Genomic DNA, 25,493 nt, shown 5'->3' on the forward strand with positions numbered 1-25,493 from the left:
TTCAACGGCCCTGGCGACGAGACTGACCGTTATGGCGTGCCGGCGTAAATATCAAACCGGTGCCCTTTGGTCACTACCGCATTCGGCGTAGCGACGTTCGCAAGCGGCGGCGCGTAGTCGGGGCGCTTCACCACCACGCGTTTTGTGGCAAGCAGGCGAGCCGGAGCCAGCAGACCGTCAGCGTCTTCGTCCGGCCCGACCAGCGACTGAAACACCCGCATCTCTTTTTTCACCAGCGCGCTTTTTTGCTTGTGGGGAAACATCGGGTCGAGATAGACCACCTGCGGGCGCGGCGTAATGCGCTCCAGCGCCGTCAGGCTGGAGGCGTGAATAAGCGTGAGCCGCTCGCGCAGCCAGGGGCCAATCTCCGGGTCTTCATAACCGCGACGCAAACCGTCGTCCAACAGCGCCGCGACGACCGGGTTGCGCTCAAGCATGCGCACCCGACAGCCCACCGAGGCCAGCACGAAGGCGTCGCGTCCCAGCCCCGCCGTGGCGTCCACCACGTCCGGTAAATAGTCTCCCTTCACACCTACGGCTTTCGCCACCGCCTCGCCGCGCCCGCCGCCAAACTTGCGGCGGTGCGCCATCGCGCCGGAGACAAAATCGACAAAAATACCGCCAAGTTTTGGCTCATCGCGCTTGCGCAACTCCAGATGCGTTGTCGTCATGACCAGCGCCATCGGGTTCTCCGCGTCGTGCTGTAAGCGCCAGCGATCGGCAAGAACAGATAAGGCGCCGTCTCCGGCGCCTGATTCATCAATTAAGCAAATGTTCACGTGATGCTTTAGCCTTTAATGCCGTAGTGTTCCAGCATCGCGTCGAGCTGCGGTTCACGGCCGCGGAAGCGTTTGAACAGCTCCATCGGCTCTTCGGAACCGCCGCGGGTCAGGATGTTATCCAGGAACGCCTGGCCCGTTTCGCGGTTGAAAATCCCCTCTTCTTCGAAGCGGGAATACGCATCCGCCGCCAGCACGTCGGCCCACAGATAGCTGTAATAACCCGCCGCGTAGCCGCCTGCGAAGATATGGCTGAAGGCGTGCGGGAAACGGCCCCACGACGGCCCCGGCAGCACCGCCACCTGTTTTTTGATTTCCGCGAGGGTTTCCAGCACCTTCGCGCCCTGCTCCGGGCTGAATTCGGCATGCAGGCGGAAATCGAACAGGCCGAACTCCAGCTGGCGCAGAATAAACATCGCCGCCTGGTAGTTTTTCGCCGCCAGCATTTTGTCGAGCAGCGCCTGCGGCAGCGGCTCGCCGGTTTCAAAGTGGCCGGAGATAAAGGCCAGCGCGTCCGGCTCCCAGCACCAGTTTTCCATAAACTGGCTCGGCAGCTCGACGGCATCCCACGGCACCCCGCTGATGCCCGCCACCCCTGGGGTTTCAATGCGGGTCAGCATGTGGTGCAGGCCATGGCCAAACTCGTGGAACAGCGTAATCACTTCATCATGGGTGAAGAGCGCAGGTTTGCCGTTCACCGGGCGGTTGAAGTTACAGGTAAGGTAAGCCACCGGTTTTTGCAGCGAACCGTCCGCTTTGCGCATCTGGCCGACGCAGTCATCCATCCACGCGCCGCCGCGTTTGTTTTCGCGGGCGTAGAGGTCGAGATAGAAGCTGCCGCGCAGCTCGTTGTTTTCGTCATACAGCTCGAAGAAGCGCACATCCGGGTGCCAGACGTCGATATCTTTGCGCTCTTTGGCGGTGATGCCGTAAATGCGTTTCACCACTTCAAACAGGCCGCTAACCGCTTTCTGCTCCGGGAAGTACGGGCGCAGCTGTTCATCGCTGATGCTGTAGAGATGCTGCTTCTGTTTTTCGCTGTAGTACGCGATATCCCACGGCTGCAGATCGTCCACGCCAAAGTTCTCTTTGGCGAAAGCGCGCAGCTGCGCCAGCTCTTTCTCGCCCTGCGGGCGGGCGCGTTTAGCGAGATCGGTTAAGAAATCGAGCACCTGCTGCGGGTTTTCCGCCATCTTGGTGGCGAGGGACTTTTGCGCGTAGTTTTCAAAGCCCAGCAGCTCCGCCAGCTCGTGACGCAGCGCAAGGATTTCCGCCATGATTGGGCTGTTATCCCATTTACCGGCGTTCGGGCCTTGATCGGACGCGCGAGTGCTGTACGCGCGGTACATCTCTTCACGCAGCGGCTGGTTGTCGCAGTAGGTCATCACCGGCAGGTAGCTTGGAATATCGAGCGTCAACAGATAGCCCTGCTGCTCTTTAGCTTCCGCCTGCGCTTTGGCCGCCGCCAGCGCGCTTTCCGGCATGCCGGCCAGTTCAGCGTCGTCGGTAATCAGCTTCGACCAGCCCATCGTGGCGTCGAGCACGTTGTTGCTGTAGGTCGACCCCAGCTCAGAAAGGCGCGCGGCGATTTCGCCATAGCGTTTTTGCTTCTCTTTTGGCAGGCCGATGCCGGAAAGCTCAAAGTCGCGCAGCGCATTATCCACCGCTTTTTTCTGCGCGGTGTCGAGAGCCTGATAGTGCTCGCCGTCGCGCAGGTTGCGGTACGCCTGATAAAGCCCTTCATGCTGGCCGACCCAGGTGCTGTATTCAGAGAGCAGCGGCAGGGTTTGCTCGTAAGCTTCGCGCAGCGCCGGGCTGTTTTGTACGGAGTTCAGGTGGCTTACCGGCGAGAAAATACGTCCCAGACGGTCGTCCACTTCCGCCAGCGGCTGGCAAAGGTTATCCCAGGTGTAAGGCGCGCCTTTGGCGACCACGGCCTCTACCTGCGCGCGGCAATCTTCCAGCGCCTTTGTAACGGCAGGCACCACATGCTCAGGTTTAATCGTGGAAAAAGGCGGCAGTTCAAAAGGCGTGAGTAACGGATTGGTCATAAGCGCAGTCCTGTCGAAAAGGGTGAATGAAGCGCGCGTTCCAGCGCTTTGCCTGTGCGTCTTAGCATGGGGTTAAGTGTAGTGAATTTCAATGGCGCGAGGGGCTCGCAAGCGCTTATTGCTGCGATGCGCTTAACCATCCGGCGCACGATTACGCATTGGGATGCCGACGTTGGGATGGCTTCTGCGGTAATCCGTTGCGATCTGCGATAAACTATCGCCTGACCTCTTTTATTCCGGAATTCATCCCGCATGCTCAGTTATCGCCACAGCTTTCACGCCGGCAACCACGCCGACGTCCTCAAACATACCGTCCAGAGCCTCATCATTGAGTCGCTCAAAGAGAAAGAGAAACCTTTTCTCTACCTGGATACCCATGCGGGCGCCGGACGCTACCAGCTCAGCGGCGAGCATGCCGAACGCACCGGCGAATACCTGGAAGGCATCGCCCGCATCTGGCAGCAGGACGACTTGCCTGCCGAGCTGGAGCCTTATATCAGCGTGGTGCAGCATTTCAACCGCAGCGGGCAGCTGCGCTATTACCCGGGTTCGCCGCTTATCGCCCGCCAGCTTTTACGTCCGCAGGACAGCCTGCAACTGACGGAGCTGCACCCGAGCGATTTTCCGCTGTTGCGCTCTGAATTCCAGAAAGACGAACGCGCCCGCGTGGAGCGCGCCGACGGTTACCAGCAGTTAAAAGCCAAACTGCCGCCGGTTTCCCGCCGGGGATTAATCCTCATCGACCCGCCTTATGAGATCAAAACCGACTACCAGGCGGTGGTGAGCGGCATCAGCGAAGGCTATAAGCGTTTTGCGACCGGCATTTACGCGCTGTGGTATCCGGTTGTGCTGCGCCAGCAGATCAAACGCATGCTGAACGACCTGGAAGCGACCGGCATTCGCCGCATTTTGCAAATTGAGCTGGCGGTGCGCCCGGACAGCGATCAGCGCGGCATGACCGCCTCCGGCATGATTGTTATCAACCCGCCGTGGAAGCTTGAGCAGCAGATGGCGAACGTGCTGCCATGGCTGCATAAAACGCTGGTGCCGGCCGGTACAGGCCACACCACGCTAAGTTGGGTGGTTCCGGAATAAGTTGCTTATTGCAACCATAGGCGCAAGCCAGACGCCCAGGGCGTACACTTAGCTAACTTTTTCGACGCAATTCAAGGAAACGGCCATGAGCAAACATTACGACTACCTCGCTATCGGCGGCGGCAGCGGCGGCATTGCATCCATTAACCGGGCGGCCATGTATGGCCAGAAATGCGCGCTAATCGAAGCGAAAGCGCTGGGCGGCACCTGCGTAAACGTGGGCTGCGTGCCGAAAAAAGTGATGTGGCATGCGGCGCAAATCGCCGAAGCGATTCACCTTTACGGACCCGATTACGGCTTCGATACCACCGTCAACCATTTCGACTGGCAGAAGCTGGTTAACAGCCGCACCGCGTATATCGACCGCATCCACACCTCTTATGAGAACGTGCTGGGGAAAAACAACGTTGATGTTATCCACGGCTTCGCCCGTTTTGTGGATGCGCATACCGTTGAGGTGAATGGCGAGACGATCACCGCCGACCATATCCTGATCGCCACCGGCGGCCGTCCCGTACAGCCGGACATCCCCGGCGCGGAATATGGCATTGATTCCGACGGCTTCTTTGCACTCCCGGAGATGCCAAAACGCGTCGCTGTCGTTGGCGCAGGCTACATTGCGGTAGAAATTGCAGGCGTGGTCAACGCGCTGGGCGCCCAAACGCACCTGTTTGTGCGCAAACACGCGCCGCTGCGCACGTTCGACCCGATGATTTCCGAAACGCTGGTGGAGGTTATGCAGGCCGAAGGGCCGCAGTTGCACACCCACGCCACGCCGAAAGCCGTGGTAAAAAACAGCGACGGCAGCCTGACGCTGGAGCTGGAGGATGGCCGTTCGCAAACCGTGGATTGCCTGATTTGGGCCATTGGCCGCGAGCCGTCGAACGATAACTTCAACCTGGCGGTGACCGGCGTTAAAACCACCGAAAGCGGCTACATCGTTGTCGATAAATTCCAGAACACCAGCGTGCCGGGCATTTATGCGGTGGGCGATAATACCGGCGCGGTGGAGCTAACGCCGGTTGCCGTGGCCGCGGGCCGTCGCCTCTCAGAACGCCTGTTCAACAACAAGCCGGAAGAGCATCTGGACTACAGCAACATCCCAACCGTGGTCTTTAGCCATCCGCCTATCGGCACCGTGGGACTCACCGAGCCGCAGGCGCGCGAACAGTATGGCGATGAAAAGGTGAAGGTGTATAAATCGTCCTTTACCGCCATGTACACCGCCGTGACCTCGCACCGCCAGCCGTGCCGCATGAAGCTGGTTTGCGTTGGCGAAGAGGAGAAAATCGTCGGCATTCACGGCATCGGCTTCGGCATGGACGAGATTTTGCAGGGCTTCGCCGTAGCGCTGAAGATGGGCGCGACGAAAAAAGATTTCGACAACACGGTCGCTATCCACCCGACCGCGGCGGAAGAGTTCGTCACTATGCGCTAAGGCCGTTCCGGCGTTAAATCAGGCTAAGCGCAACGCGCTTAGCCTTTTTTATTTCTGCGCGCCGGTCATCCTCAGAAGAGCAGCGAATAGTTCAGGCCAAAGGTGCGGCCACGACCCTTGTAAGCGTAAAGGTCCGCGCTGCCGTAGGTTGGGCTATAGAGTTTCGGCGCGCGCTGTCCCCAGACGGTGGTGTAGTTTTTATCCAGCAGGTTTTCCACGCTGAAGCTGAGCTTGCCCACCGGCAGCGCATAGCTGCTCAGGAAATCAATGGTGTTGTAGCCCTCAATTTTATTCCCCGCCTCATCGGAGAGATCAAACGCCTGCTGGGACTGCAAACGCAGCGTCCAGTCGTCGGGCGCCCAGCCAATATAGGCCGTCGCCTTGGAAGGACTGGCGGAATCCACCGTGAGTTTTTCCCATTTCCCGGCCACGCGCGTTTCTGAACGAATAACATTAAACGTAACGCCAGCGCTCCAGTCCGTATCCGGCACGAAGTAGTCCACCGCGCCTTCAAGACCGTAAATGCGGCGCTTGTCATCGTCCAGATTGATGGTCATGTCCGTTTTGTTGATGGAGATCGTTTTGTCAGAAAGCGAATAGTAAGCGGCGAGCTGGGCGCGAACCGCATCGCCGGTATAACGCCAGCCAAGCTCCCATGCGTTAACCTTAATGCCATCCAGCCGGGAGTCGTTCACGTTGACGCTGTTTAACAGGCGGTAGTGGCCGTTGCGTAACTGATAGGTGCCGGAGCCGTAATATTTTGCGAGATCCGGAATTTCAAAGCCCTGAGAGAAATTAAGCCACGCTTGCTGACGCTCCGTCAGGTGCGCAAGCACGCCTGCGTTAAACAGGACGTTGTTGTAATCGGTTTTTCCCCCCGGCACCGCATCGGCCGAGCTCGCGAGCCCCGTGGCGATCCCCTGCTGCTGGGCGTATCCGACGAAGTCATCCACCTTGTTTTCGGTGTATTGATAACGCACGCCGCCGCTCAGGGTAAAGACAGGGTTAATGTCATAGTTAGCTTGCAGGAACGGCGCCAGGTTAGTGACCGAGTAGCCCGGATAACGCCCTACGTTATAAGCATTCTCAAGACGCATCCCGCCAGACTGGCTCGCTTTCGCCAGGTCGAAGAACTGCTGATTGGCGTCGAACGTTTCATGTTCCGCATCCACACCCCAGGTGAGACCCAGCCCGTCGAACGGATTGCTGTTTAGCGTCAGTTTGCCGCCCCAGAAATGGGTGTTCTGCTCCGAGGCGCCAATGCTGGTTACCCCTGTGCGGCCAAGCGTAGGAAAGGGATAAAAGGCCAGCTTTTCATCACGGTAAAAAATTTGCGCGACCAGGTCCTGACCCCAGACATCGGTGTTGGAATACTGCAGATTAATCAGATGACGCTCGGTGCCGGGTATGCGGTCTGAAGAGAAGTTACTGCCGTTACGCGCCTGCCCTTGTCCGGTGACCGCAGAAAAATTTTCCCCAAGGTCAAGGCCATGCTCGCCATCAGACTGACTTTTATAAAACTGCGTGGTGAGCTGGAGTTGCTGATGATCGTCAATGTCCAGCGTGCCGGTTCCCATCACATCCAGCCGGTCGGAGTACTGCAACCCGGTCTGCGTGTTATCGATGATAACCTCCTCGCCGCGACCGTCATACCAGCCGCCAAAACGCTGATAAGCGACCGAAAGCCGACCGGAAGCGTGTTCGTTGCCGCCGCTTACCGCCGCCGCGACATTCTCATCATGGTCGTTATGGCTGTTGAATCCGCTTTTGCCGCCGACAGTGAGTTCGACCTGTTTTTCCGGCTGTCCTTTTTTGGTCACAATGTTAATAAGGCCGCCCGTACTGCCGCCGCCATACAGGGAGGTGGCGCCTGAAATCACTTCGATTCGTTCGATATTAAACGGATCGATAGCGTCCAACTGGCGGCTATCCGTGCGCGACGAGTTAAGACGTACGCCGTCGACCATCACCATCATCGAGCGGCCGCGCATATTCATGCCATAATTTGTGCGTCCCTGGCTGCTGACATCCATGCCGGGTATCAATTGCGCCAGCACCTCTTTAAATTCTTTGCCCCCCTGAACCTGTTGCTGTAGCTCCTGCCCTTCAATTACCCAGTTGGTTTGCGCAAGCTCCGTTACGCTGCGGTGAGCGCGGCTGGCCGATACCACGATGCTGTCGCTTTGCGTTTGCGCTGCATAAACAGCCGGGCCGCTAAGCGCCAGCAGGCAAGGCGACAACAAGCAAAGTTTCTGAATTTTCATTGTTTTTATTTCCATATTGTCAGATAGAGCACAGCGGAAAAGGCTTCCTTTGATGCCGCGCCTCCGCCAGCCGGGCCGTTTTAATGATAATAATTCTCGACATGATAATTATTTACAAAGCGCTGGCAATACATTTAGCAACATTTTGTTTTATTTGGTCACAGGCGTGATCGTTACTCACGTTAAGAGAAGCGCTGCGGCGGGCAGGCAAGTGATGCGCGGAAGTACGGCAGTTTCAGGTAGGAAGGCGCGCGCCTTAACGAAGCGGCAGGCCTCCTTTTTGCATAAAAAGAGAATTTTTTAAATTTCGTGATACAGGAAGTTTATCTTTTACAACCTTTCTCATTAATGTCGCTTACTTTTTTTACGTTATTACTTTTATTTAAAGTTTCCGCAAAATAAAATTATGGCTAACAATAAAACCCCATGAAACAGTAAACTTAGCAACTTACACAATTATTTACTTAAGTTTCAGCTAATTGAAAAAATATTGAATGAATTCTAATTTTAAAGGTTGCCTGAAATAATCACTCTCGCTAATTTGATAAGGCTGCTTAATCAAATGGAGGGAGATTAAGGTTTGAAATGGACTGTACTCGAAACGCTTGTTAGCCCGGAAACCGGCATGGCCTTTACGCTTGTCGTTTCCGCTAACAATAACAAATTTATTCTCTGGCACCTTTACTGCGCCCGGATAACGTCCCGGAAGCCTCTTTATGTCCACGCAGGCATGGCCTGGGTCTATCAGGGCGAGCGGATTGACCGCATCCAGATTTACCGGGTTACGCTTTATTGCAGTAACCTTTGGGAAAATATAAAAAAACACGCGGGCTGCGAAAAATATATTACGGATGAACGCTGCACTTTGGGAGCCCGGTGCACGATTTCTTCCTGCCCACGTAACCTACGCTGATGTTTTAATCCGCCTGAAATAACGCCGGGGCATGGCCCCGGCAGCACTAAAACTTATGCACTTAAGAATCAGCTTAAGCGCCTGAGCTTATTTCCTGGTAGATTGAACGCTGAATCGCGGCCCACTTTTTCGTATTCGCATCCGGGTTAGCCTGCGCACGTAATTCCGCCTGGTCGAGAGCATGTTGTTGTCTTTTCACCACGCCCGGCGTAACGCAGAAGCTTTTCAGGAACTGCTTGCGCATGGACGTGAAGGTTTCGCCCTGCGCCAGCGCATGGCTTAAGGTCGCGATCATTCGCCGGCAAGGCTTGATTTCATCCATCTGCGCCCGGTGGCGCAGCAGCAGATTAAGCGAATCATCCTGTTTTGCCGCCAGCGCCTGCTCGGTCCAGGCGACCTGCCAGTTCATGCCGCCGTCCAGAAAGAGCTGAACCACATCCGTCTCGTTGCGATCGATTGCCGCGCGAAAGTGGCTCTCATCCCAGCGTATTCCCCTGCGGCTCAGCTTATCACGCGGCGTTTCGTTGATTTTTACCGGTTGCGAAATCCCCACCGCCTGGGATGATGCGTGATTAACGCTTTGCGCCGTCTGGGGCGGGTTAACCCGATCGCTGGCAAGATAGAGCGCGCCCAGCGCTACCGCGATAAAAGCAACGCCCGTAACGCCCCAGAGTACGCTGACGAGAAGCTGTTGCGTATCACGCTCCGCGCCATGGCGTTGGGCGCCGGGTCGTTCAATGGTATCGCGCAGGTCGAAAATATCGCCGCCAACGGCGCGGTTTTTCTGCGCCGCCTCTTCAAAGAAGGCGTCGAGCTTCGCGGTATCCAGCGACATAAACGCCTGCGGATTAACACCAACGCGCCCTTTCGCATACGCCTCCTGCACCGGCCCCGCAATAGCTGAATAAAACGCATCCAGCAGAGTCATCTGCGCGCTCGTCAATGGCTGTTGCTGCACGGCGGCGTTGCGGATAACGCGAACGTCATCCAGGAAGGTTTGCAGCGTTTTACGCGGCTCGACAAACAGCGTCAGCGAATCGGCGGCGTTGAACAGGCGTTCGTAATGCTGCGCATACTCTTTTTTATCGATGACTAACAAGGCCAGCTCGCTGAACAGCATGCCGCTCAGCACATCGCCTTGCTTGCCAAGCTTCAGCCAGCGGCGCACTTTGTCGCCGCCAATGCGCTGCTTCAGGTGGTTTATGAGTTGCTGCTGATCGGGCCAGGCGTTTGTGATAAGGCCTTTCAGGGTTAACTCCAGCGCCCGTAACTGTTGCAGCGCATGCCGCTGCTGCGCGTCGTTATTCGCGACAAGATCGGTTGAGTACTCGAGCTTCGGCTGGTTTTCGCGCAGCCGCTCCAGGCAGGCCACAAAGCGCAGCGCGGCAAGCAGCTGGTTCTGGCTTATCGCCTGGCCGCTTTCATAGTGCGGAACCAACTGCTGCAAATGGCGTAGCCGCAGGCTGAAGCGGGACATTTCCACATCATCGAGATTGAGCTTCCGCCCTACCACCGCCCAGCTCCCCAGATTCTGGCGGGCCTGCTCAAGCTGTTGTGAAAACCAGTGTGGATCCTTGCCTTCGGCCACCCGAATATTGAGCAGCGCGAGAATACCCACCGACGCCTGGCGTATAATGCCAAGCGCGGTTTCAAACTCATCACGTATAGATTGCTGTGTGGAATATGACATACCGCGTCCTTTTGCGGAGCACTCTTTGCCGTTTCGCTAACGGCGGTTGCTCGCCTTTTTCAGGCTTATTGTTATTACCGATTTTTACCGTTTTACAGTCAGTTAAATAACATAGCTGAAAATAGCGGGAAAAAAAGTGATGGCAAAGCACCCGTTATGAAATCATCCCTTGCGCATCACTTCATGAAAGAACTCGCCCATGTTACGCAGCGCGTTTTCACTCTTTTCATCAAACGGCGCGGCGAAGTTCAGACGCAGACAATTACGGTATTTTTCTGACGCGGAAAAAAGGTGGCCTGCAGCCAGGTGGAGGCGCCTCTGCTGCATCTGTGCGGTATAGCGCGTTAAATCTATTTCTTCCGGCAGTTCCACCCACATCATAAAACCGCCCTGCGGACGGCTGACGCAAATCCCACAGGGGAACAAGGAACGCACCTTGCAGCTTAATACGTCATAGTTGCGCTGATAATGCTGGCGGATGCGCCGCAAGTGCCGATGATAATGGCCTTCGCGAATAAAGGCGGCGATCGCCGTTTGCGTTGCCGGAGGAGAAGAGGTCGTGGCGATGTATTTACGGTGCAGCACGCGGTCATAGTAACGGCCTGGCGCAATCCAGCCCACGCGCAGCCCCGGCGCCACGGTTTTAGAAAAGGAGCTGCACAACAGCACTCGCCCTTCCTCATCCATTGATTTAATCGTCGCCGGACGAGGATACTGCCAGGCGGTTTCGCCATAGATGTCATCCTCGATGAGCGCGATATCAAACCGCGCGGCGAGGTTGAGCACCGCGCGCTTGCGGGCAAGCGGCATGGTAAAACCCAGCGGATTGTTACAGGTGGGCACCAGCAGCACGGCTTTAATCGGCCACTGTTCCAGCGCCAGCTCAAGCGCCTCCACGCTAATGCCGGTCTGCGAATCCGTAGGAATTTCAATCACCTTGAGACCCAGCCCGCGCAACATCTGCATGGTGCCGTAATAAGACGGGGATTCCATCGCCACAATATCGCCAGGCTGGCAAAGCGCGCTAACGGCCAGAGACAGCGCGCCATGACAGCCAGGGGTCACGATAATCTCTTCGCTGTTAACCTGCGCCCCGCCATCAAGCATCAGGCGGGCAATCTGTTCGCGCAGTTCGCGGTTGCCCGCCAGTTCGTCATAGCCGAACATCGCTTCTACCCGTTGAGGTGAGGCGACGCGGCTGATTTCTCGCCACAGCGGTTTAAGCGTAGGGTGGGAGATATCCGGTGAACCGCCGCCAAAAGGAAAGACGGCTTTATCCTTGCGCGCTTCCAGCAACGCCAGCGTTTCGTTCCATTGTGAAATTTCTACAGGGCGCTGCTCGGGACGAGTGAGACGCGGCGCGGGCGGCTCCGCTTTCTGCGGCGCGACGAAATAGCCCGAACGCGGTTGCGGCAGCACCAGCCGCCGCTCTTCAAGCAAACTATAGGCCTGCTGTACCGTACTGATGCTTACGCCATGCTCCTGGCTTAAGCTGCGAACGGAAGGCAGCCGCTCTCCCTGTTGATAAAGCCCCTGCCGGATCCGCTGCGTCAATAAATCCGCCAAATGCTGATAGCGCGTCATGCTGTATCCTCTCTTTTCATCATACAGGGTCGTTAACCAGTACAGATGGCGCGCCCGGTATGCGATTCAGCCTCTGTTATGCCGCTTCTGTATGGTAAAGAAAAGGATTTTGTGCGTCTGTATTGCGCCCCTGTAAAAGTCGACCATGAAAGCTCGTTGATGAAGAGGAGCTTGATCATGGAATTTCACGAAAACCGCCCGGTACGTCCCTTTTATGGTTTTGTTTTGCTGGGACGTTTTATCCGCAGCGCATGGCGATGCTACCAGACGCGCCGGTTACTGCGCACGCTGGACGACGCGAAGCTGCGGGATATCGGCCTGACGCGGGACGATATCGATCCTCAATAATAGGGAGCCTCTGCGTTGTAATAATCTGCTGCGTAAACCTTTTTTTGATGCGAGAGTAAAAGACCCGCCGCCGCTTCAGAGAATTAAAAGGATAACCATGCAGCTTGATAATATTCCCTTTGGCATTACAGACTGGGCGACTGTACCGGTCACCGAACACGCCGGCATCAGCGGCAAAGCACTATGGCGCACTCAGCAATTTGGCGCGGTGCGCGTGCGAATGGTGGAATACACGGCGGGTTATCTGGCCGATCACTGGTGTCACAAAGGGCACATTCTGCTCTGCCTGAGCGGCGAGCTGCATACGGAGCTGGAAGACGGCCGCCGTTTCGTTATGACGCCGGGCGTCAGTTATCAGGTCGCGGACAACGCCGAAGCGCACCGCTCTTCCACGCCGACCGGCGCCACGCTGTTTATTGTGGATTGACGCCATGCTGACGACTTTCACCACCTCCCGCCTCGCTTACCGCCAGCTTACCGCCGAAGACTGGCCCTTTTTCCTCTCCCTGCAGCGCGACGAAGAGGTGATGCGCTTTATGGCGGATCAGGGCAGCGAAGAGGAAATTTACGAGGCGTTCGCCACGCGTCTGCCTCTCTGGACGCCGGAAAGCAGCCACTGGCTCGGCCTGTTAATAAGCGAGCAGGCAAGCGGCGAGCCGGTGGGCGTAACGGGATTCATCCGCCGTGAAGAGGATAAAGCCGAAGTGGGCTATCTGCTGGCGAAGCAGCATCAGGGGAAAGGCTATGGCTACGAGTCGCTGCGCGCGGTCTGCGACCTTGCGTTTAAGCAATGCGGCATGCGTAAGCTTATCGCCACGGTTACGGTGGGCAATGCGCCTTCGCGCAGGCTGCTTGAAAAAACGGGCTTTATGCTTGAAGGCACGCTGCGGGAAAATTACTTTCTGCGCGGCCGCTGGCAGGATGACTGGGTATTTGGCCTGTTAAACCAGGAATATTGTTAATCGGCGTTTTCTTCTCCTTGTGCCAGGCTTAAAACATGTGACCCTAAGCCAATGCTAAGGAGAAGTATGAAAAAGGCACTTATCATCGCTGCATTTACTACCCTGGTTACGCTGCCCGCCGTCGCTGAAGACCAGCCGGGACTGAAAACGGGCGATGCGCCGCCGCCGCCGCATAAAATCGATAGCGGCTATCGCGGCGCGGAAACGCACAAAACCATGTCTATCAAAGAAGGTAAAGAGATGCATGACGGCGCTTCCATTTCGTTTCAGGGCAACCTGATTCAGAAGAAAGGCAACGATATCTATGTATTTCGCGATAAATCGGATCAAATTGATGTGATGATCCCAATGGCGGTGTTCCAGGACCGTCAGATCGAACCCGATCAGCTGATTACGATTAACGGTACGCTGGATAAAAAACAGCAGCCGCCCGTGGCGCGCATCGACCGCATCATCAAAGAGTAAGGTTCAGGTTTTTTCGCCCCTCTTCCCGGCGAGGAGAGGGGCCAGTTAGCGCATCGGTTAAGACCCGCCCCCCTGTTTACTCTCTTTTTCACGTTCGATGACACACTCAAACGCCACAAGCAGACTGCCCGATGCCGTGCCTCTTACAGGAACATTCCGCCAGAGACCTCAATGCGCTGCGCGTTCATCCAGCGCAACTCATCGCTGAGCAATGCGGCGATAGCGTCGCCAATATCATCCGGCAGGCCAACCCGGCCCAGCGCCGTTTGCGACGCGATAGCGCGGTTCATCTGTTCGTTGTCGCGAACGACGCCGCCGCCAAAGTCCGTTTCAATCGCGCCTGGCGCGATGATATTCACTGAAATGCCCCGCTCGCCCAGCTCTTTCGCCTGATAACGCGTCAGCACTTCCATCGCCCCTTTCATCATGGCGTAGGCCGCCTTGCCCGGCAGCGCGAAGCGCGCCAGCCCGCTGGACACATTCAGGATCCGCCCACCGTTTTTCATCAACGGCAGCAGTTGCTGAGTCAGGAAGAAAGGCCCTTTGAGATGGATGCGCATCATCTCATCAAACTGCGCCTCGCTGGTTTCAGCAAACGGGACATCAATGCCTGTTCCGGCGTTGTTTAATAAATAATCGAAGCTGTCGCGCTGCCAGACATCTTTCAGCTGCGCCTTCACCTCTTTAACAAAATCGGCAAAAGTGTGGCTTTCGGCGACGTTCAACTGCAATGCCACCGCTTTTACTCCTTTTAGCTCAATTTCGCTGACTACTTTTTCCGCTTCCTGACGCTGGCTGTTGTACGTCAGGATAATGCCCGTTCCTCGTTCAGCCAGCTTCAGCGCTGCGTTTTTCCCCAGGCCGCGGCTGCCGCCCGTTACGATTGCGATACGTTGCGTCATAAAAACCCCCTCTTTACCGTTGCAGTGATTGAGAGAAAGCTTATTAGCTGATAAAAAAACAATAAATGTGCTGAATTGCGTTTCACTGTTTCAATAACAACAACAATGAGCCATTCCGATGGATAAAATTCACGCAATGCAACTTTTCGTACGGGTGGCGGAGCTGGAGAGCTTTTCCCGCGCCGCCGAAACGCTCGGCCTGCCCAGAGGCAGCGTGTCCCGCCAGATCCAGGCGCTGGAAGCGACGCTTGGCGCAAGGCTCCTGCACCGCACCACGCGCCGGGTGCAGCTCACTCAGGACGGTATGGTCTATTACGAACGCGCCCGCGACCTGCTGGCGAACCTGGATGAGCTGGACAGCCTCTTCCTGCACGACCCGGCAAGCGTCAGCGGGCGGCTGCGCGTCGATATGCCGGTAGGCGTGGCGAAAAACCTGGTCATCCCGCGTCTGCCCGCCTTTTTGCAGCACTATCCCGGCATTGAAGTAGAGCTTAGCAGCAGCGATCGGCTGGTGGATGTCGTGCGCGAAGGCTTTGACTGCGTGGTGCGTGTCGGCCAGCTAAAAGAATCGGGGCTGGTGGCGCGACCGCTAGGCAAACTGACGCTGGTGAACTGCGCAAGCCCCGACTACCTTGCCCGGTTTGGCTACCCGCAAACGCTGGAAGACCTCGCCACCCACGCGCTGGTGCATTACGCCGCCAACCTCGGCACGCGCCCGCAGGGGTTTGAAGTATGGAGCGATAACGAAACCCGCTGGGTCAAAACCGGCGGCGTGCTGACCGTCAACAGCACCGAAACCTATCATGCCGCCTGCGTGGCGGGTCTTGGGATTATTCAGGTGCCGCGCGTCGGGGTAAAAGCAGCGCTGCGCAGCGGTACGCTGGTAGAAATTTTGCCGCAATACCGCGGCGCGCCGATGCCGGTCTCGCTGATTTATCCTCACCGCCGCAACCTGTCGCGGCGGGTACATCTCTTCATGGAGTGGCTCAGCGGGGTGATGAAAAGTTACGTTGATTAGCGTCAGGCTATACTTTTATTTATGTCGATTAACACCCATAAGGAACCGCTTCTGATGACGACACCGGAGAAGCCTGCAAAACGGCCAACGGAAGACCTGGATTACAAACCCGTGCCGCAACTTGACACCCGCCCGCCTGAGGAGAAAAAAGCGGAGCCAAAGGAGAAAGGCGAAGGGCCCGTCGCCGCCGTTACGGAAACCGTGGAAAAGCTGGAGCGTCGCCCGATGGTGGCGCATCTCATCCGCGCGACGGAGCGCTTTAACGACCGGCTTGGCAGCCAGTTCGGCGCGGCTATCACCTATTTCTCGTTTCTGTCGATGATCCCCATCCTGATGGTCTCATTCGCCGCCGCCGGGTTTATTCTCGCCTCGCATCCTACGCTTTTGCAGGACATCTTCAGCAAAATCCTGATGAACGTGAGCGACCCGACGCTTGCCCAGACGCTGCAAAGCAGCATCAATGCCGCCGTGCAGCAGCGCACCACGGTGGGGATTGTCGGGCTTGGCGTGGCGCTCTATTCCGGGGTGAGCTGGATGGGCAACCTGCGCGAAGCCATTCGCGCCCAGTCCCGCGAGGTGTGGGAGCGCGGCGCGCAGGACGAAGAGAAGTGGTGGGTGAAATACCTGCGCGATTTTATCTCGCTCATCGGCCTGCTGGTGGCGCTGGTTATCACCCTCTCTATCACCTCGGTCGCCGGCTCCGCGCAGGAGGCGATTATTCGCTGGCTTTACCTTGATTACATTCCCTGGCTGAAGCCCGTCTGGCATCTGATTGGCCTTGCGATTTCCATCTGCGCCAACTTCCTGCTTTTCTTCTGGATCTTCTGGCGGCTGCCGCGCCATCGTCCGCGCCGTAAAGCGCTGGTGCGCGGCTCGCTTATCGCCGCGATAGGGTTTGAAGTCATCAAAGTCATCATGACCTATACCCTGCCTTCACTGGTAACGTCGCCTTCCGGCGCTGCCTTTGGCTCGGTACTGGGACTGCTGGCGTTCTTCTACTTCTTTGCCCGTCTGACGCTCTTCTGCGCGGCCTGGATAGCCACCGCGGAATATAAAGACGACCCGAAAATGCCGGGCAAACACTTCGACTAAACCGGCTGGCGGGTTGAAAAACCTCTGTTTTTTTCACCCGCCGCCGCTACTTCAGCATATAAATCCAGCCTGTAACTTTTGTTTAACCAAAAACCAGTTTTATCTTCTAATTTTCAAAAACCGTGAAGCATTTCATAGAAGATATTCGGCGAGCCCGAAAATTATTCGCTTTTTGCCTGTTTTTTGCGCGAAGCCACGCCAGGCAGCGCGTTGAAATGTCGCTTTTGCTGTGACTAATATGGCTGTCCGACGGTAAAGAATAAGAAATATCTATGCAAGCATCACTCGCAACGACTCTGGAAAACGACCAGGACGCCACGCCGGTAAACTCTCGCGGTAAAGTGGTTATAGCCTCGCTCATTGGCACCGCCATCGAGTTCTTCGACTTTTACATTTACGCCACTGCGGCGGTGATTGTCTTCCCGCACATTTTCTTCCCGCAGGGCGACCCGACCGCCGCTACGCTACAATCGCTTGCTACTTTCGCTATCGCCTTTGTGGCGCGCCCGATTGGCTCCGCCCTGTTTGGCCACTTCGGCGACCGCGTGGGCCGCAAAGTGACGCTGGTCGCCTCGCTGCTCACCATGGGCATTTCGACGGTGCTGATCGGCCTGCTGCCAGGCTATGAGAGCATCGGCGTGCTTGCCCCGCTGCTGCTGGCGCTGGCGCGCTTTGGTCAGGGCCTCGGTCTTGGCGGCGAATGGGGCGGCGCAGCCTTGCTCGCCACCGAAAACGCGCCGCCGCGCAAGCGTGCGCTTTACGGCTCCTTCCCGCAGCTTGGCGCGCCGATCGGTTTCTTCTTCGCCAACGGCACCTTCCTGCTGCTCTCCTGGCTGCTGACCGACGAACAGTTCATGAACTGGGGCTGGCGCGTGCCGTTTATCTTCTCCGCCGTGCTGGTGCTGATTGGCCTCTACGTGCGCGTTTCCCTGCATGAAACGCCGGTGTTCGCCAAAATCGCCAAAGCGAAGAAACAGGTGAAAATTCCGCTTGGCACCTTGCTAACGAAACACGTGCGCGTGACGGTGCTCGGCACCTTTATTATGCTCGCGACCTACACGCTGTTTTACATCATGACGGTCTACTCCATGACCTTCAGCACCACGCCAGCGGCGCAAGGCGGCCTTGGTTTCTCGCGCAACAGCGTGCTGTGGATGCTGATGCTGGCGGTGATTGGCTTTGGCGTCATGGTGCCGGTAGCGGGCCTGCTCGCGGACCGTTTTGGCCGCCGCAAGAGCATGATTACCATTACCAGCCTGATTCTGCTGTTCGCGCTGTTTGTCTTCCCGCCGCTGCTCGGTTCCGGCAACCAGGCGATGGTGATGGCTTACCTGCTGATTGGCTTAAGCCTGATGGGGCTGACGTTCGGTCCGATGGGCGCGCTGCTGCCGGAGCTGTTCCCGACGGAAGTGCGTTACACCGGCGCCTCGTTCTCCTATAACGTGTCGTCGATTCTGGGGGCGTCGGTTGCGCCCTACATCGCTACCTGGCTGCAGGCGAACTATGGCCTGACTTACGTTGGCATCTACCTTGCGGCAATGGCGGCGTTAACGCTGATTGCGCTGGTGGCAACCCATGAGACGCGCGAGCAGGCGCTGTAATCTCGCTATCGCGTTAATGAAAAAGGCTGCCTTCGGGCAGCCTTTTTTATCTCTGTGACACCGGGCCCGGCGGGTAACGCTTTGCTTCCCGCCGCAGAAGGTTCTGACGAACCGGCCGCCCTTCTTACTTCTTCATTTGCGACAAAATCGTGCCGCACTGATTCTCGCTGCCTTCAGACGGCGAAATCAACGCCAGCAGCGCGGCGGCCGGGGTCACCAGCGTCGCCAGCGCGGCGGCTACGGCGCCACGGGCGATGAGCGGCCCCGGCTTCACGCCGTAATCCGGGTTCTTGAAAGAGCCGCGCACGTAAAGCGGCGAGCGCAGCGTAACAATACGCACCCCTTTGCTTTCCGGGTTAATGGTGAGATCGAGCCGCTCGTTGGCAAAGCTGGTCGTGCCGGTAATATTAATCAGCGCATTTTCCGTATCGAAGGCGAAAATCTGCGGACGGGCCACGCCGTTCACCAGATCGAGGTTCGCCGCCGCGCAGTTCACGCGCACCTCCTCATCGCCGAAAATCTGGCCGACGACAAAGTTACCCACGTTGAGGCCGAGAATCTCCATCAGGTTGCGGCTAATCAAGCCATCATTCATCAGCAGCTTCAGGTTGCCGTTGCTGCTGCCGAGCAGCGCCGCCACCGAGTTGCCGCTGCCGCGGAAATCCGCATCGCCGTTCAGCTCGCCGAGCGTCTTTTGCATCAGCTCCACATCCGGCATCAGCTGTTTAAGCTTCAGGCGACGCGCCTGAATATCCGCCGCGCCCTGCATCGGTTTTTTCCTGCCGTCCAGATGAATGGTGGAATTAATTGTGCCGCCCGCCATGCCGAACTTAAGCGGCTTCAGGCGCAGGTCGCCGTTGGTCAGAATAATATGCGTAGTGAGATCGCTTAACGGCAGGCTGGCGCTGTGTTCAATGCGGCGGCCTTTAAAGCGCACGTCCGCATCCATCACATCCCATTTATCGGTTTCGAATTTATCGTACGGCAGCACTTTATCCGCCGGCTGCGACGATTTTTCGCCCTTGCGCTGTTCGGCGCGTTTGCTCTTGTCAGCGTCTTTGCCAGAATCGACCCCGATGAGCGGCCCCAGATCCGCCAGACGCAGCTGGCGAGACTCTAAATCGCCCTCAAGCTTCGGCCGCGGTTCGCCTTTGGTGTAAGTGAGCGAACCGTGAATGTCGCTGTCGCCGATGCGACCGTTAAAACCGCGATAATGATAGGTAGAGGTTTTATCGCCGATTTTCGCCACCAGACGGCCATCCGTTTCAAACGGCGGGGTGTCCGGCAGCAGTACGCCGGTCAGCTCGTAAAGCTCGCCCAGCGAATCGCCCGCAAATTTCAGCTTTAAATCCACCCCGCCCATGTTCATCGGGTCGTTGACGGTGCCGACAAAGGCCACGCGGGTATTGCCGGAGCGCAAATCCGCCTGCACCGGGAACGGCGTGCCTTCGCTTCTCAGCGCCAGCATGCCGCCGATTTTCCCGGTGCCTTCAACGGCCTGGCCGTTGTAGCGCCCGTCCGCTTTCAGGCCAAAAACATAGTTGCCGACGTTGCCCTTGTTCTCTTTATCGTCCGCGCCGGTCACTTCATTGAAAGGCAGCGGTTTGCCGAGCGGATCGACGGTGATTTTCACATCGGCGCGGCTGAGCTTGTCATCAATAGAAATATGGCCTTTATCGAACAGGATATTGTCGAGCTTAAAAGACCAGGCGGAAGGCTGGGCGTTCTCCTCTTTTTTATCGCTGTTCGCCAGGTTAAAGGTCCAGTTATTGTTTTTTTCCGACAGGCGAATCAGGCGCGCATCCGGCTGCACCAGTTTAATCCAGGGGATATAGACCGTTTTGGTCAGCAGCGCGAGCGGCGCGAGTGTGGCTTCCACGCGCGGCAGATGCACCATGGTGACTTCGGGAATTTCAGGCGGGTTGCCGAGAATAATGTCTTCAGCATGGACGTGCGGCCACGGTACCCAGCTGCGCCAGCCGGTTTCCTCTTTGCTGCGCTCCCACACCACGCCCAGATCGCCACGAATAGCGAAAGGACGGTTCAGCTCTGTGGAGACTTTCTCGTTAATGGTCGGTTTTAACCGGTTCCAGTCAAAAGTGGCGATAACAATGATTAAAATCACGATCAGCAACAAGAAGATCCCTGCTACCGCACTGATTATTTTGCCTGTTTTTGTCATTTCCGCGCCTTCCCTTTCTACCTTGCCTTAAGTAAAGATAGTTTAGGGAAACGGAAACAACATCAGGAAAGTCTTAGCATTACGCGCTCCAGCGTATCAAAAGAGACCGGGCGGGAGAGGAAATATCCCTGAGCGGCAAGCGCGGGCGACGCCTGTACGTCGCGCCACTCCTCTTCGGTTTCCACCCCTTCGACAATCACCCCTTCGCAATAACGATTCATCAGTTGCAGCAGCAGCGTGAATAGGTTTTGGCCCTCAGGCGTTTTACGCAGCATCGTGAAGAGCTCGCGCGCCACTTTGATATAGTCGTAACGTACTTCGCTTAACGCCGAGAAATTCGCCATGCCGGTGCCGAAGTCATCCAGCCAGAGCGGCCCTAACTCACAAACGCTGGCGAAAGAGGAGTCCTGCGGCAGGCGGATATGCTCCACCAGCTCAAAGCGCACCCACTCAAGCCGGTTGGCTCGCTCCAGCAGTTCGCTGTGTTCACGCATCGTCAGCAGCGTGGGGCCGTCAATATTCACCGAGGCCAGCACCTGGTTTTGCTGGAAAAAGTCGGCGCGCGCCTCCAGCACCGACAGCTGTTCGTCAATCACCATCAGCCGCTGGCGCACGGGCAGTTCTGAAAAATAGCGGTCAGGCGGAATGCGCCGATCCGGCTCGCGAGGATGCGTGACCACCGTCAGCAGTTCTACCGCCAGCAGTCGCCCATCCGTTTTATATATGGGTTGATAGGTATAGGCACGCTCACACTGCAACCAGAAACGCCGCTCCTGGAGATTTTCAATGTTCGCGGCAGGCAGAGGTAGCCGTTGAGTGACCTGTTTTAACTTCATCGTAGTCGTCCTGTTAAACGTGATGGCTGTCCTGGACTCGCCAACGAATTATCGGCCCGCCAGGTGAGAACTTTATGTTCAATCTCTGCCTGTTTATGAATCACTGTTTTTCTGACGCTTTCAAAATACCTGTCTGGCTCAAATAAATATCGGAACGATGTTTTAAAATGTTTGACGGATTTATCAGCGGAGCACACACTAGCTTTCATTTTCTCTGTACAGGTTCTTCACTATGTCTTTGCAAAAAATTGCCGTCATTGGCGAATGCATGATTGAACTGTCGCAAAAAGGCACGGAGGTAAACCGTGGTTTTGGCGGCGATACCCTTAACACGTCGGTTTATATTGCCCGTCAGGTCGCGCCGACCGCCCTCTCCGTGCACTACGTCACCGCGCTGGGCCAGGACAATTTCAGCCAGCAGATGATCGACGCCTGGCAGGCAGAATATGTGAAGACCGACCTGACGCAGCGCATGGAGAACCGGCTGCCGGGCCTGTATTACATTGAGACCGACGCCAGCGGCGAGCGTACGTTTTACTACTGGCGTAATGAAGCGGCGGCCCGCTACTGGCTGGAGAGCGAGCAGGCGGACGCCATCTGCGCCGAGCTGGCAGGCTTTGACTACCTCTATCTGAGCGGCATCAGCCTCGCCATTCTTAGCCCGCAAAGCCGTGAAAAGCTGCTTGGTCTGCTGCGCGACTGCCGCGCAAGGGGCGGCAAGGTGATTTTCGACAACAACTATCGCCCGCGCCTGTGGGCCAGCCGCGAAGAGACGCAGCAGGTTTATCAGCAGATGTTAAGCTGCACCGACATCGCCTTTCTGACGCTGGATGATGAAGACGCGCTGTGGGGTGAAAAGCCGGTAGAAGAGGTGATTGCGCGCACCCATGCGGCGGGCGTGCAGGAGGTGGTTATCAAGCGCGGCGCGGATTCTTGCCTCGTCGCCATTCAGGGCGAGACGGTGCTGGACGTGCCGGCGGTGAAACTGCCAAAAGAAAAAGTGATTGATACGACGGCCGCGGGCGACTCCTTCAGCGCCGGCTATCTGGCGGTGCGCCTGACCGGCGGCAGCGCGCAAGAGGCGGCAAAACGCGGTCACCTGACCGCCAGCACCGTCATCCAGTATCGCGGCGCGATTATCCCCGCCTCGGCGATGCCAGCCTGAGGCCATAAAAAAAGCGCCGCGAGGCGCTTTTTTTGTCTGCAACGCGCCTTACTGCGCAGGCGGAATATCTGTCACATCCTGATGGGTGTCGTCGGCGGCGGCTGGCGTCACGGCAGGCGTCATTATCTTATCCCACGTCGTTTGCAACTCCTGCATGCTGTACTCAGGCTCGCCCTTCGGCTGCAGCAGAATCAGCGACATCGTCTGCGAAAGCTGCTGACGCAGATCCTGGTTTAGCTGCTCAAGCGTCAGGCTGTCCAGAAAGCTCTGACGCAGCTTCTGGTATTGCTCCGGCGCGATATCCACCACCTGGTTTTGCAAAGAACGCATCCGTTGGTTGATAAGGATGTCGGTATCTGTGCGCGCATAGGTGGCGAAAAGCTTTTGCAGCTCCAGCTTTTTCTGCGCGATAAGCGCGTTGAACTCATCCCCGGAAAGGCCATTGCCGCGCACGTTCGCCAGTTCACGGGCGACCAGCGCCAGATTGCTGTTGAGCTTGTCGGTCGGCGATTCCACGTTAATGGCGCACTGGGCGCGCTGGAACAGCACACGGCAGTCAAAGCCGATGCCGATATCCTTGATGCTGTTTTTGCTTAAATTTTGCTGAACGTGCCAGAACAGCGCCTCGCGAGCGAGGTCGGCGCGCCAGTAGCGCTGCAGCGCAGCGGATTCCCGGATAGGCTGCCAGGGGGTGTCCCACATGATGGAGAGCCTGTCCTGGCGCACCATATCGGTCATGATGCTGACTGGCTCATGGCGCAGCGGAGAGAGCGTCGGCACCGGCGCAGGCGTCTCGCGCTTGCCTTTCAGGTCACCAAAGGTTTTGTTGATCTGCTCCGCCACCGCGCGGCTGTCGATGTTGCCGACGACGATAAGCGTCATCGCGTCCGGCGTATACCACTTCTGGTAAAACGCTTTCAGCTGGTTAGCATCCACCGGTTGGCGAATCTCATCCGCCGGGTCGTGACCGAGCAGCGTCGATCCCTTCAGGCGGTAGCGCCACCAGCCCTCTTTGGTATCGATGGGCGACGTGACGACCATATCCTGCCCCTGCAGCGCTTTTGTAATGCTCTCAGGGGTGATTTTGGTTTGTCCCGCCGCGTCGGCAAGGTAAGTCAGCGCTTCTTTGAGTAAATCGTTGCGGTTATTTGGCAGGCTCAGATTAAACAGCGTGGTGTCGTAAGAGACAATAACCGGCGGCAACGGGCGCTTCGGATCGATGCTTTGCTGCCATAAGGAGCGGGCCTGCGTGGCTTGCAGACTGCCGCTCTGGGTCAGCGCAAGACGCGGCAGAAAGCGGCTGTAACCGCTTTGCTGGGTGCTTTCCGCAAGCGAACCGGTATTAATGGAGAGGCGGATTTCCACTCGGTCGCTGGGGCGTTGCGGCGTCGCCAGCACTTGCCACTGAAAACCGTTCGCCAGCGTGCCTTGTTGCCAGGCCGGGTCGGGCTGGAGCGCTTCTGCCTGCACGTAGCCAGTGGCCGCTATCATCAGCAGGCTCCCGGCGAAAAGACGAATTTTAGTGCCCTGCATGTGTACCCCTGATCAACATTCCTGGTTAAAAATCATTCAAACGATGGCCTGTCGCGCATCTACGGCCATCAAAGGTGACGTCAGAACTTTTCGTTTGACCGCGAAAATAACAAAACGTCACGCAATAAAGTGAAATAAAAGCCAATTATGCGCAGGGGCCCGCAGCCGAGGCAAGCGGCAGCGGGCAGAAGAGTGAGATCAGGAGGAGATTTGGTGCGGACGGGCGTCGCGTTTTTTCGGGTTCAGCGTCTCTTTGAGCTGCTTTTCATCAAGCTGTTTAACCCACTTCGCCACAACGATTGTCGCTACGCCATTGCCGACCAGGTTAGTCAGCGCACGCGCTTCCGACATAAAGCGATCGATGCCAAGGATCAGCGCCAACCCCGCGACAGGCAGGTGGCCTACCGCGGAAATGGTCGCCGCCAGCACGATAAACCCGCTGCCGGTCACCCCCGCCGCCCCTTTCGAGGAGAGCAGCAGCACCACCAGCAGCGTGATTTGATGGAAGATATCCATATGGCTGTTGGTCGCCTGGGCGATAAACACCGCCGCCATCGTCAGATAAATGGAGGTGCCGTCGAGGTTAAACGAGTATCCGGTCGGGATAACCAGCCCTACCACCGATTTCTTGCAGCCCAGCTTCTCCATTTTATCGAGCATGCGCGGCAGCGCCGACTCTGAAGACGACGTCCCCAGCACAATCAGCAGCTCTTCTTTGATGTAGCGGATGAATTTAAAGATATTGAAGCCCGTCGCGCGGGCAATGGCGCCCAGCACCACCACCACGAACAGAATACAGGTGATATAGAAGCAGACAATCAGCTGGCCGAGCTGCACCAGCGTGCCGACGCCATATTTCCCAATGGTGAAGGCCATCGCCCCAAACGCGCCAATCGGCGCAAGGCGCATGATCATATTGATAATGCCGAAGATAACCTGCGAGAAGCTTTCAATAACGTTGAAAATCAGCTGGCCGTTTTTGCCAAGACGGTGCAGCGCAAAGCCAAACAGCACGGCGAACAATAGCACCTGCAAAATGTTGCCGCTGGCGAACGCGCCGATGACGCTGCCGGGGATAACGTCCAGCAGGAAGGCGACCACGCCCTGCTGCTGCGCCTGTTCGGCGTAAACCGCCACCGCTTTCGCGTCCAGCGTCGCCGGGTCGACGTTCATGCCCGCGCCCGGCTGCACCAGGTTCACAATAACCAGGCCGATAATCAGCGCCAGCGTGCTGACGACCTCAAAATAGAGCAGCGCGACCGCGCCGGTGCGCCCAACCGCCTTCATGCTTTCCATGCCGGCGATGCCGGTCACCACGGTACAGAAAATCACCGGGGCGATAATCATTTTGATGAGCTTAACGAAGGCGTCGCCCAGCGGCTTCATCTGCGCGCCCAGCTCCGGGTAGAAGTGGCCGAGCAGAATGCCGATAGCGATGGCGGTCAAAACCTGAAAATAGAGGCTCTTGAAGAGTGAGAGTTTCATAGGGTGTCCTTGAAGGTAATAACCACAATAAAAGTGCTTGTTTAGCAATCCTGTTGGCTAAAAGTAACACCCGGTATACATCACAGAAAT

Annotated in this window: 21 protein-coding genes; 11 read left to right on the top strand and 10 right to left on the bottom strand. The window is 57.0% G+C overall.

Annotated elements, in window-relative coordinates:
- Positions 1–29 precede the first annotated feature (29 nt).
- Together rsmJ and prlC are read right to left on the bottom strand one after the other, a co-directional pair.
- Complete coding sequence (rsmJ, locus tag ACU4F7_RS20815; RefSeq protein ID WP_481637684.1) at positions 30–779, bottom strand: 16S rRNA (guanine(1516)-N(2))-methyltransferase RsmJ; 750 nt, start codon at positions 777–779, stop codon at positions 30–32.
- Positions 780–787: 8 nt separating this feature from the next.
- On the bottom strand, positions 788–2,830 hold the full coding sequence (gene prlC, locus ACU4F7_RS20820) for an oligopeptidase A (protein WP_481637685.1): 2,043 nt from the start codon (positions 2,828–2,830) through the stop codon (positions 788–790).
- A gap of 252 nt (positions 2,831–3,082) precedes the next feature.
- Here prlC and ACU4F7_RS20825 point away from each other — a divergent pair, with 252 nt between their 5' ends.
- A complete protein-coding gene (locus ACU4F7_RS20825; protein ID WP_029590637.1) occupies positions 3,083–3,925 on the top strand; it encodes a 23S rRNA (adenine(2030)-N(6))-methyltransferase RlmJ in 843 nt (280 codons plus the stop codon).
- 85 nt (positions 3,926–4,010) lie between these two features.
- Positions 4,011–5,363, top strand: a complete 1,353-nt coding sequence (gene gorA, locus ACU4F7_RS20830; RefSeq protein WP_481637686.1) for a glutathione-disulfide reductase — start codon at positions 4,011–4,013, stop codon at positions 5,361–5,363.
- A 71-nt stretch (positions 5,364–5,434) separates the two neighbouring features.
- Here the strand turns inward: gorA and ACU4F7_RS20835 are convergent, their stop codons facing one another.
- A complete protein-coding gene (locus ACU4F7_RS20835) occupies positions 5,435–7,627 on the bottom strand; it encodes a TonB-dependent siderophore receptor (RefSeq protein WP_029590639.1) in 2,193 nt (730 codons plus the stop codon).
- A 625-nt stretch (positions 7,628–8,252) separates the two neighbouring features.
- On the opposite strand from ACU4F7_RS20835, the gene ACU4F7_RS20840 reads away from it, so the two are divergent.
- The gene (locus ACU4F7_RS20840; RefSeq protein WP_029590640.1) at positions 8,253–8,540 is read left to right on the top strand and encodes a hypothetical protein; all 288 of its coding nucleotides are present in this window, start codon (positions 8,253–8,255) and stop codon (positions 8,538–8,540) included.
- Positions 8,541–8,613: 73 nt separating this feature from the next.
- Here ACU4F7_RS20840 and ACU4F7_RS20845 read toward each other — a convergent pair whose 3' ends face one another.
- Positions 8,614–10,230, bottom strand: coding sequence for an STY4199 family HEPN domain-containing protein (locus tag ACU4F7_RS20845; RefSeq protein ID WP_481637687.1), 1,617 nt, complete (start codon positions 10,228–10,230; stop codon positions 8,614–8,616).
- A 162-nt stretch (positions 10,231–10,392) separates the two neighbouring features.
- Positions 10,393–11,814 (bottom strand): aminotransferase-like domain-containing protein, encoded by a 1,422-nt coding sequence (locus ACU4F7_RS20850; RefSeq protein WP_029590642.1) that lies wholly within the window; start codon positions 11,812–11,814, stop codon positions 10,393–10,395.
- A 177-nt stretch (positions 11,815–11,991) separates the two neighbouring features.
- Here ACU4F7_RS20850 and ACU4F7_RS20855 point away from each other — a divergent pair, with 177 nt between their 5' ends.
- The 4 genes from ACU4F7_RS20855 to ACU4F7_RS20870 all read left to right on the top strand — a co-directional run bounded on the left by ACU4F7_RS20855 (position 11,992) and on the right by ACU4F7_RS20870 (position 13,589).
- A complete protein-coding gene (locus tag ACU4F7_RS20855; RefSeq protein ID WP_071809115.1) occupies positions 11,992–12,162 on the top strand; it encodes a DUF1127 domain-containing protein in 171 nt (56 codons plus the stop codon).
- Positions 12,163–12,259: 97 nt separating this feature from the next.
- Positions 12,260–12,589 (top strand): DHCW motif cupin fold protein, encoded by a 330-nt coding sequence (locus tag ACU4F7_RS20860; RefSeq protein WP_029590643.1) that lies wholly within the window; start codon positions 12,260–12,262, stop codon positions 12,587–12,589.
- A gap of 4 nt (positions 12,590–12,593) precedes the next feature.
- Positions 12,594–13,124 carry a GNAT family N-acetyltransferase gene (locus ACU4F7_RS20865; protein ID WP_035887349.1) on the top strand — a complete coding sequence of 177 codons (531 nt, stop codon included), beginning with the start codon at positions 12,594–12,596 and terminating at the stop codon, positions 13,122–13,124.
- A gap of 66 nt (positions 13,125–13,190) precedes the next feature.
- A complete protein-coding gene (locus ACU4F7_RS20870; protein ID WP_029590645.1) occupies positions 13,191–13,589 on the top strand; it encodes a YdeI family stress tolerance OB fold protein in 399 nt (132 codons plus the stop codon).
- 143 nt (positions 13,590–13,732) lie between these two features.
- Here the strand turns inward: ACU4F7_RS20870 and ACU4F7_RS20875 are convergent, their stop codons facing one another.
- Complete coding sequence (locus ACU4F7_RS20875) at positions 13,733–14,491, bottom strand: SDR family NAD(P)-dependent oxidoreductase (protein ID WP_481637688.1); 759 nt, start codon at positions 14,489–14,491, stop codon at positions 13,733–13,735.
- Positions 14,492–14,609: 118 nt separating this feature from the next.
- Here ACU4F7_RS20875 and ACU4F7_RS20880 point away from each other — a divergent pair, with 118 nt between their 5' ends.
- The 3 genes from ACU4F7_RS20880 (at position 14,610) to ACU4F7_RS20890 (ending at position 18,202) form a co-directional block, all read left to right on the top strand.
- Entirely contained in the window at positions 14,610–15,509 is a 900-nt protein-coding gene (locus ACU4F7_RS20880; RefSeq protein WP_029590647.1) for a LysR family transcriptional regulator, read from the top strand.
- A gap of 54 nt (positions 15,510–15,563) precedes the next feature.
- Positions 15,564–16,601, top strand: a complete 1,038-nt coding sequence (gene yhjD, locus ACU4F7_RS20885) for an inner membrane protein YhjD (protein ID WP_029590648.1) — start codon at positions 15,564–15,566, stop codon at positions 16,599–16,601.
- A 272-nt stretch (positions 16,602–16,873) separates the two neighbouring features.
- Positions 16,874–18,202, top strand: a complete 1,329-nt coding sequence (locus ACU4F7_RS20890) for an MFS transporter (protein ID WP_481637689.1) — start codon at positions 16,874–16,876, stop codon at positions 18,200–18,202.
- 124 nt (positions 18,203–18,326) lie between these two features.
- Here the strand turns inward: ACU4F7_RS20890 and ACU4F7_RS20895 are convergent, their stop codons facing one another.
- Positions 18,327–20,384, bottom strand: a complete 2,058-nt coding sequence (locus ACU4F7_RS20895; protein ID WP_481637690.1) for an AsmA family protein — start codon at positions 20,382–20,384, stop codon at positions 18,327–18,329.
- A gap of 62 nt (positions 20,385–20,446) precedes the next feature.
- Complete coding sequence (gene pdeH, locus ACU4F7_RS20900) at positions 20,447–21,220, bottom strand: cyclic-guanylate-specific phosphodiesterase (protein ID WP_029590651.1); 774 nt, start codon at positions 21,218–21,220, stop codon at positions 20,447–20,449.
- A gap of 232 nt (positions 21,221–21,452) precedes the next feature.
- Here pdeH and kdgK point away from each other — a divergent pair, with 232 nt between their 5' ends.
- Positions 21,453–22,385, top strand: coding sequence for a 2-dehydro-3-deoxygluconokinase (gene kdgK / locus ACU4F7_RS20905; protein WP_029590652.1), 933 nt, complete (start codon positions 21,453–21,455; stop codon positions 22,383–22,385).
- A 48-nt stretch (positions 22,386–22,433) separates the two neighbouring features.
- On the opposite strand, the gene ACU4F7_RS20910 is transcribed toward kdgK, so the two are convergent.
- Both ACU4F7_RS20910 and ACU4F7_RS20915 read right to left on the bottom strand, forming a co-directional pair.
- Positions 22,434–23,918 carry a M16 family metallopeptidase gene (locus ACU4F7_RS20910; RefSeq protein WP_029590653.1) on the bottom strand — a complete coding sequence of 495 codons (1,485 nt, stop codon included), beginning with the start codon at positions 23,916–23,918 and terminating at the stop codon, positions 22,434–22,436.
- A 198-nt stretch (positions 23,919–24,116) separates the two neighbouring features.
- Positions 24,117–25,403: a dicarboxylate/amino acid:cation symporter gene (locus ACU4F7_RS20915; RefSeq protein WP_029590654.1), complete on the bottom strand. Its 1,287-nt coding sequence runs from the start codon at positions 25,401–25,403 to the stop codon at positions 24,117–24,119.
- Positions 25,404–25,493 lie beyond the last annotated feature (90 nt).

Source organism: Franconibacter pulveris (assembly GCF_056780215.1).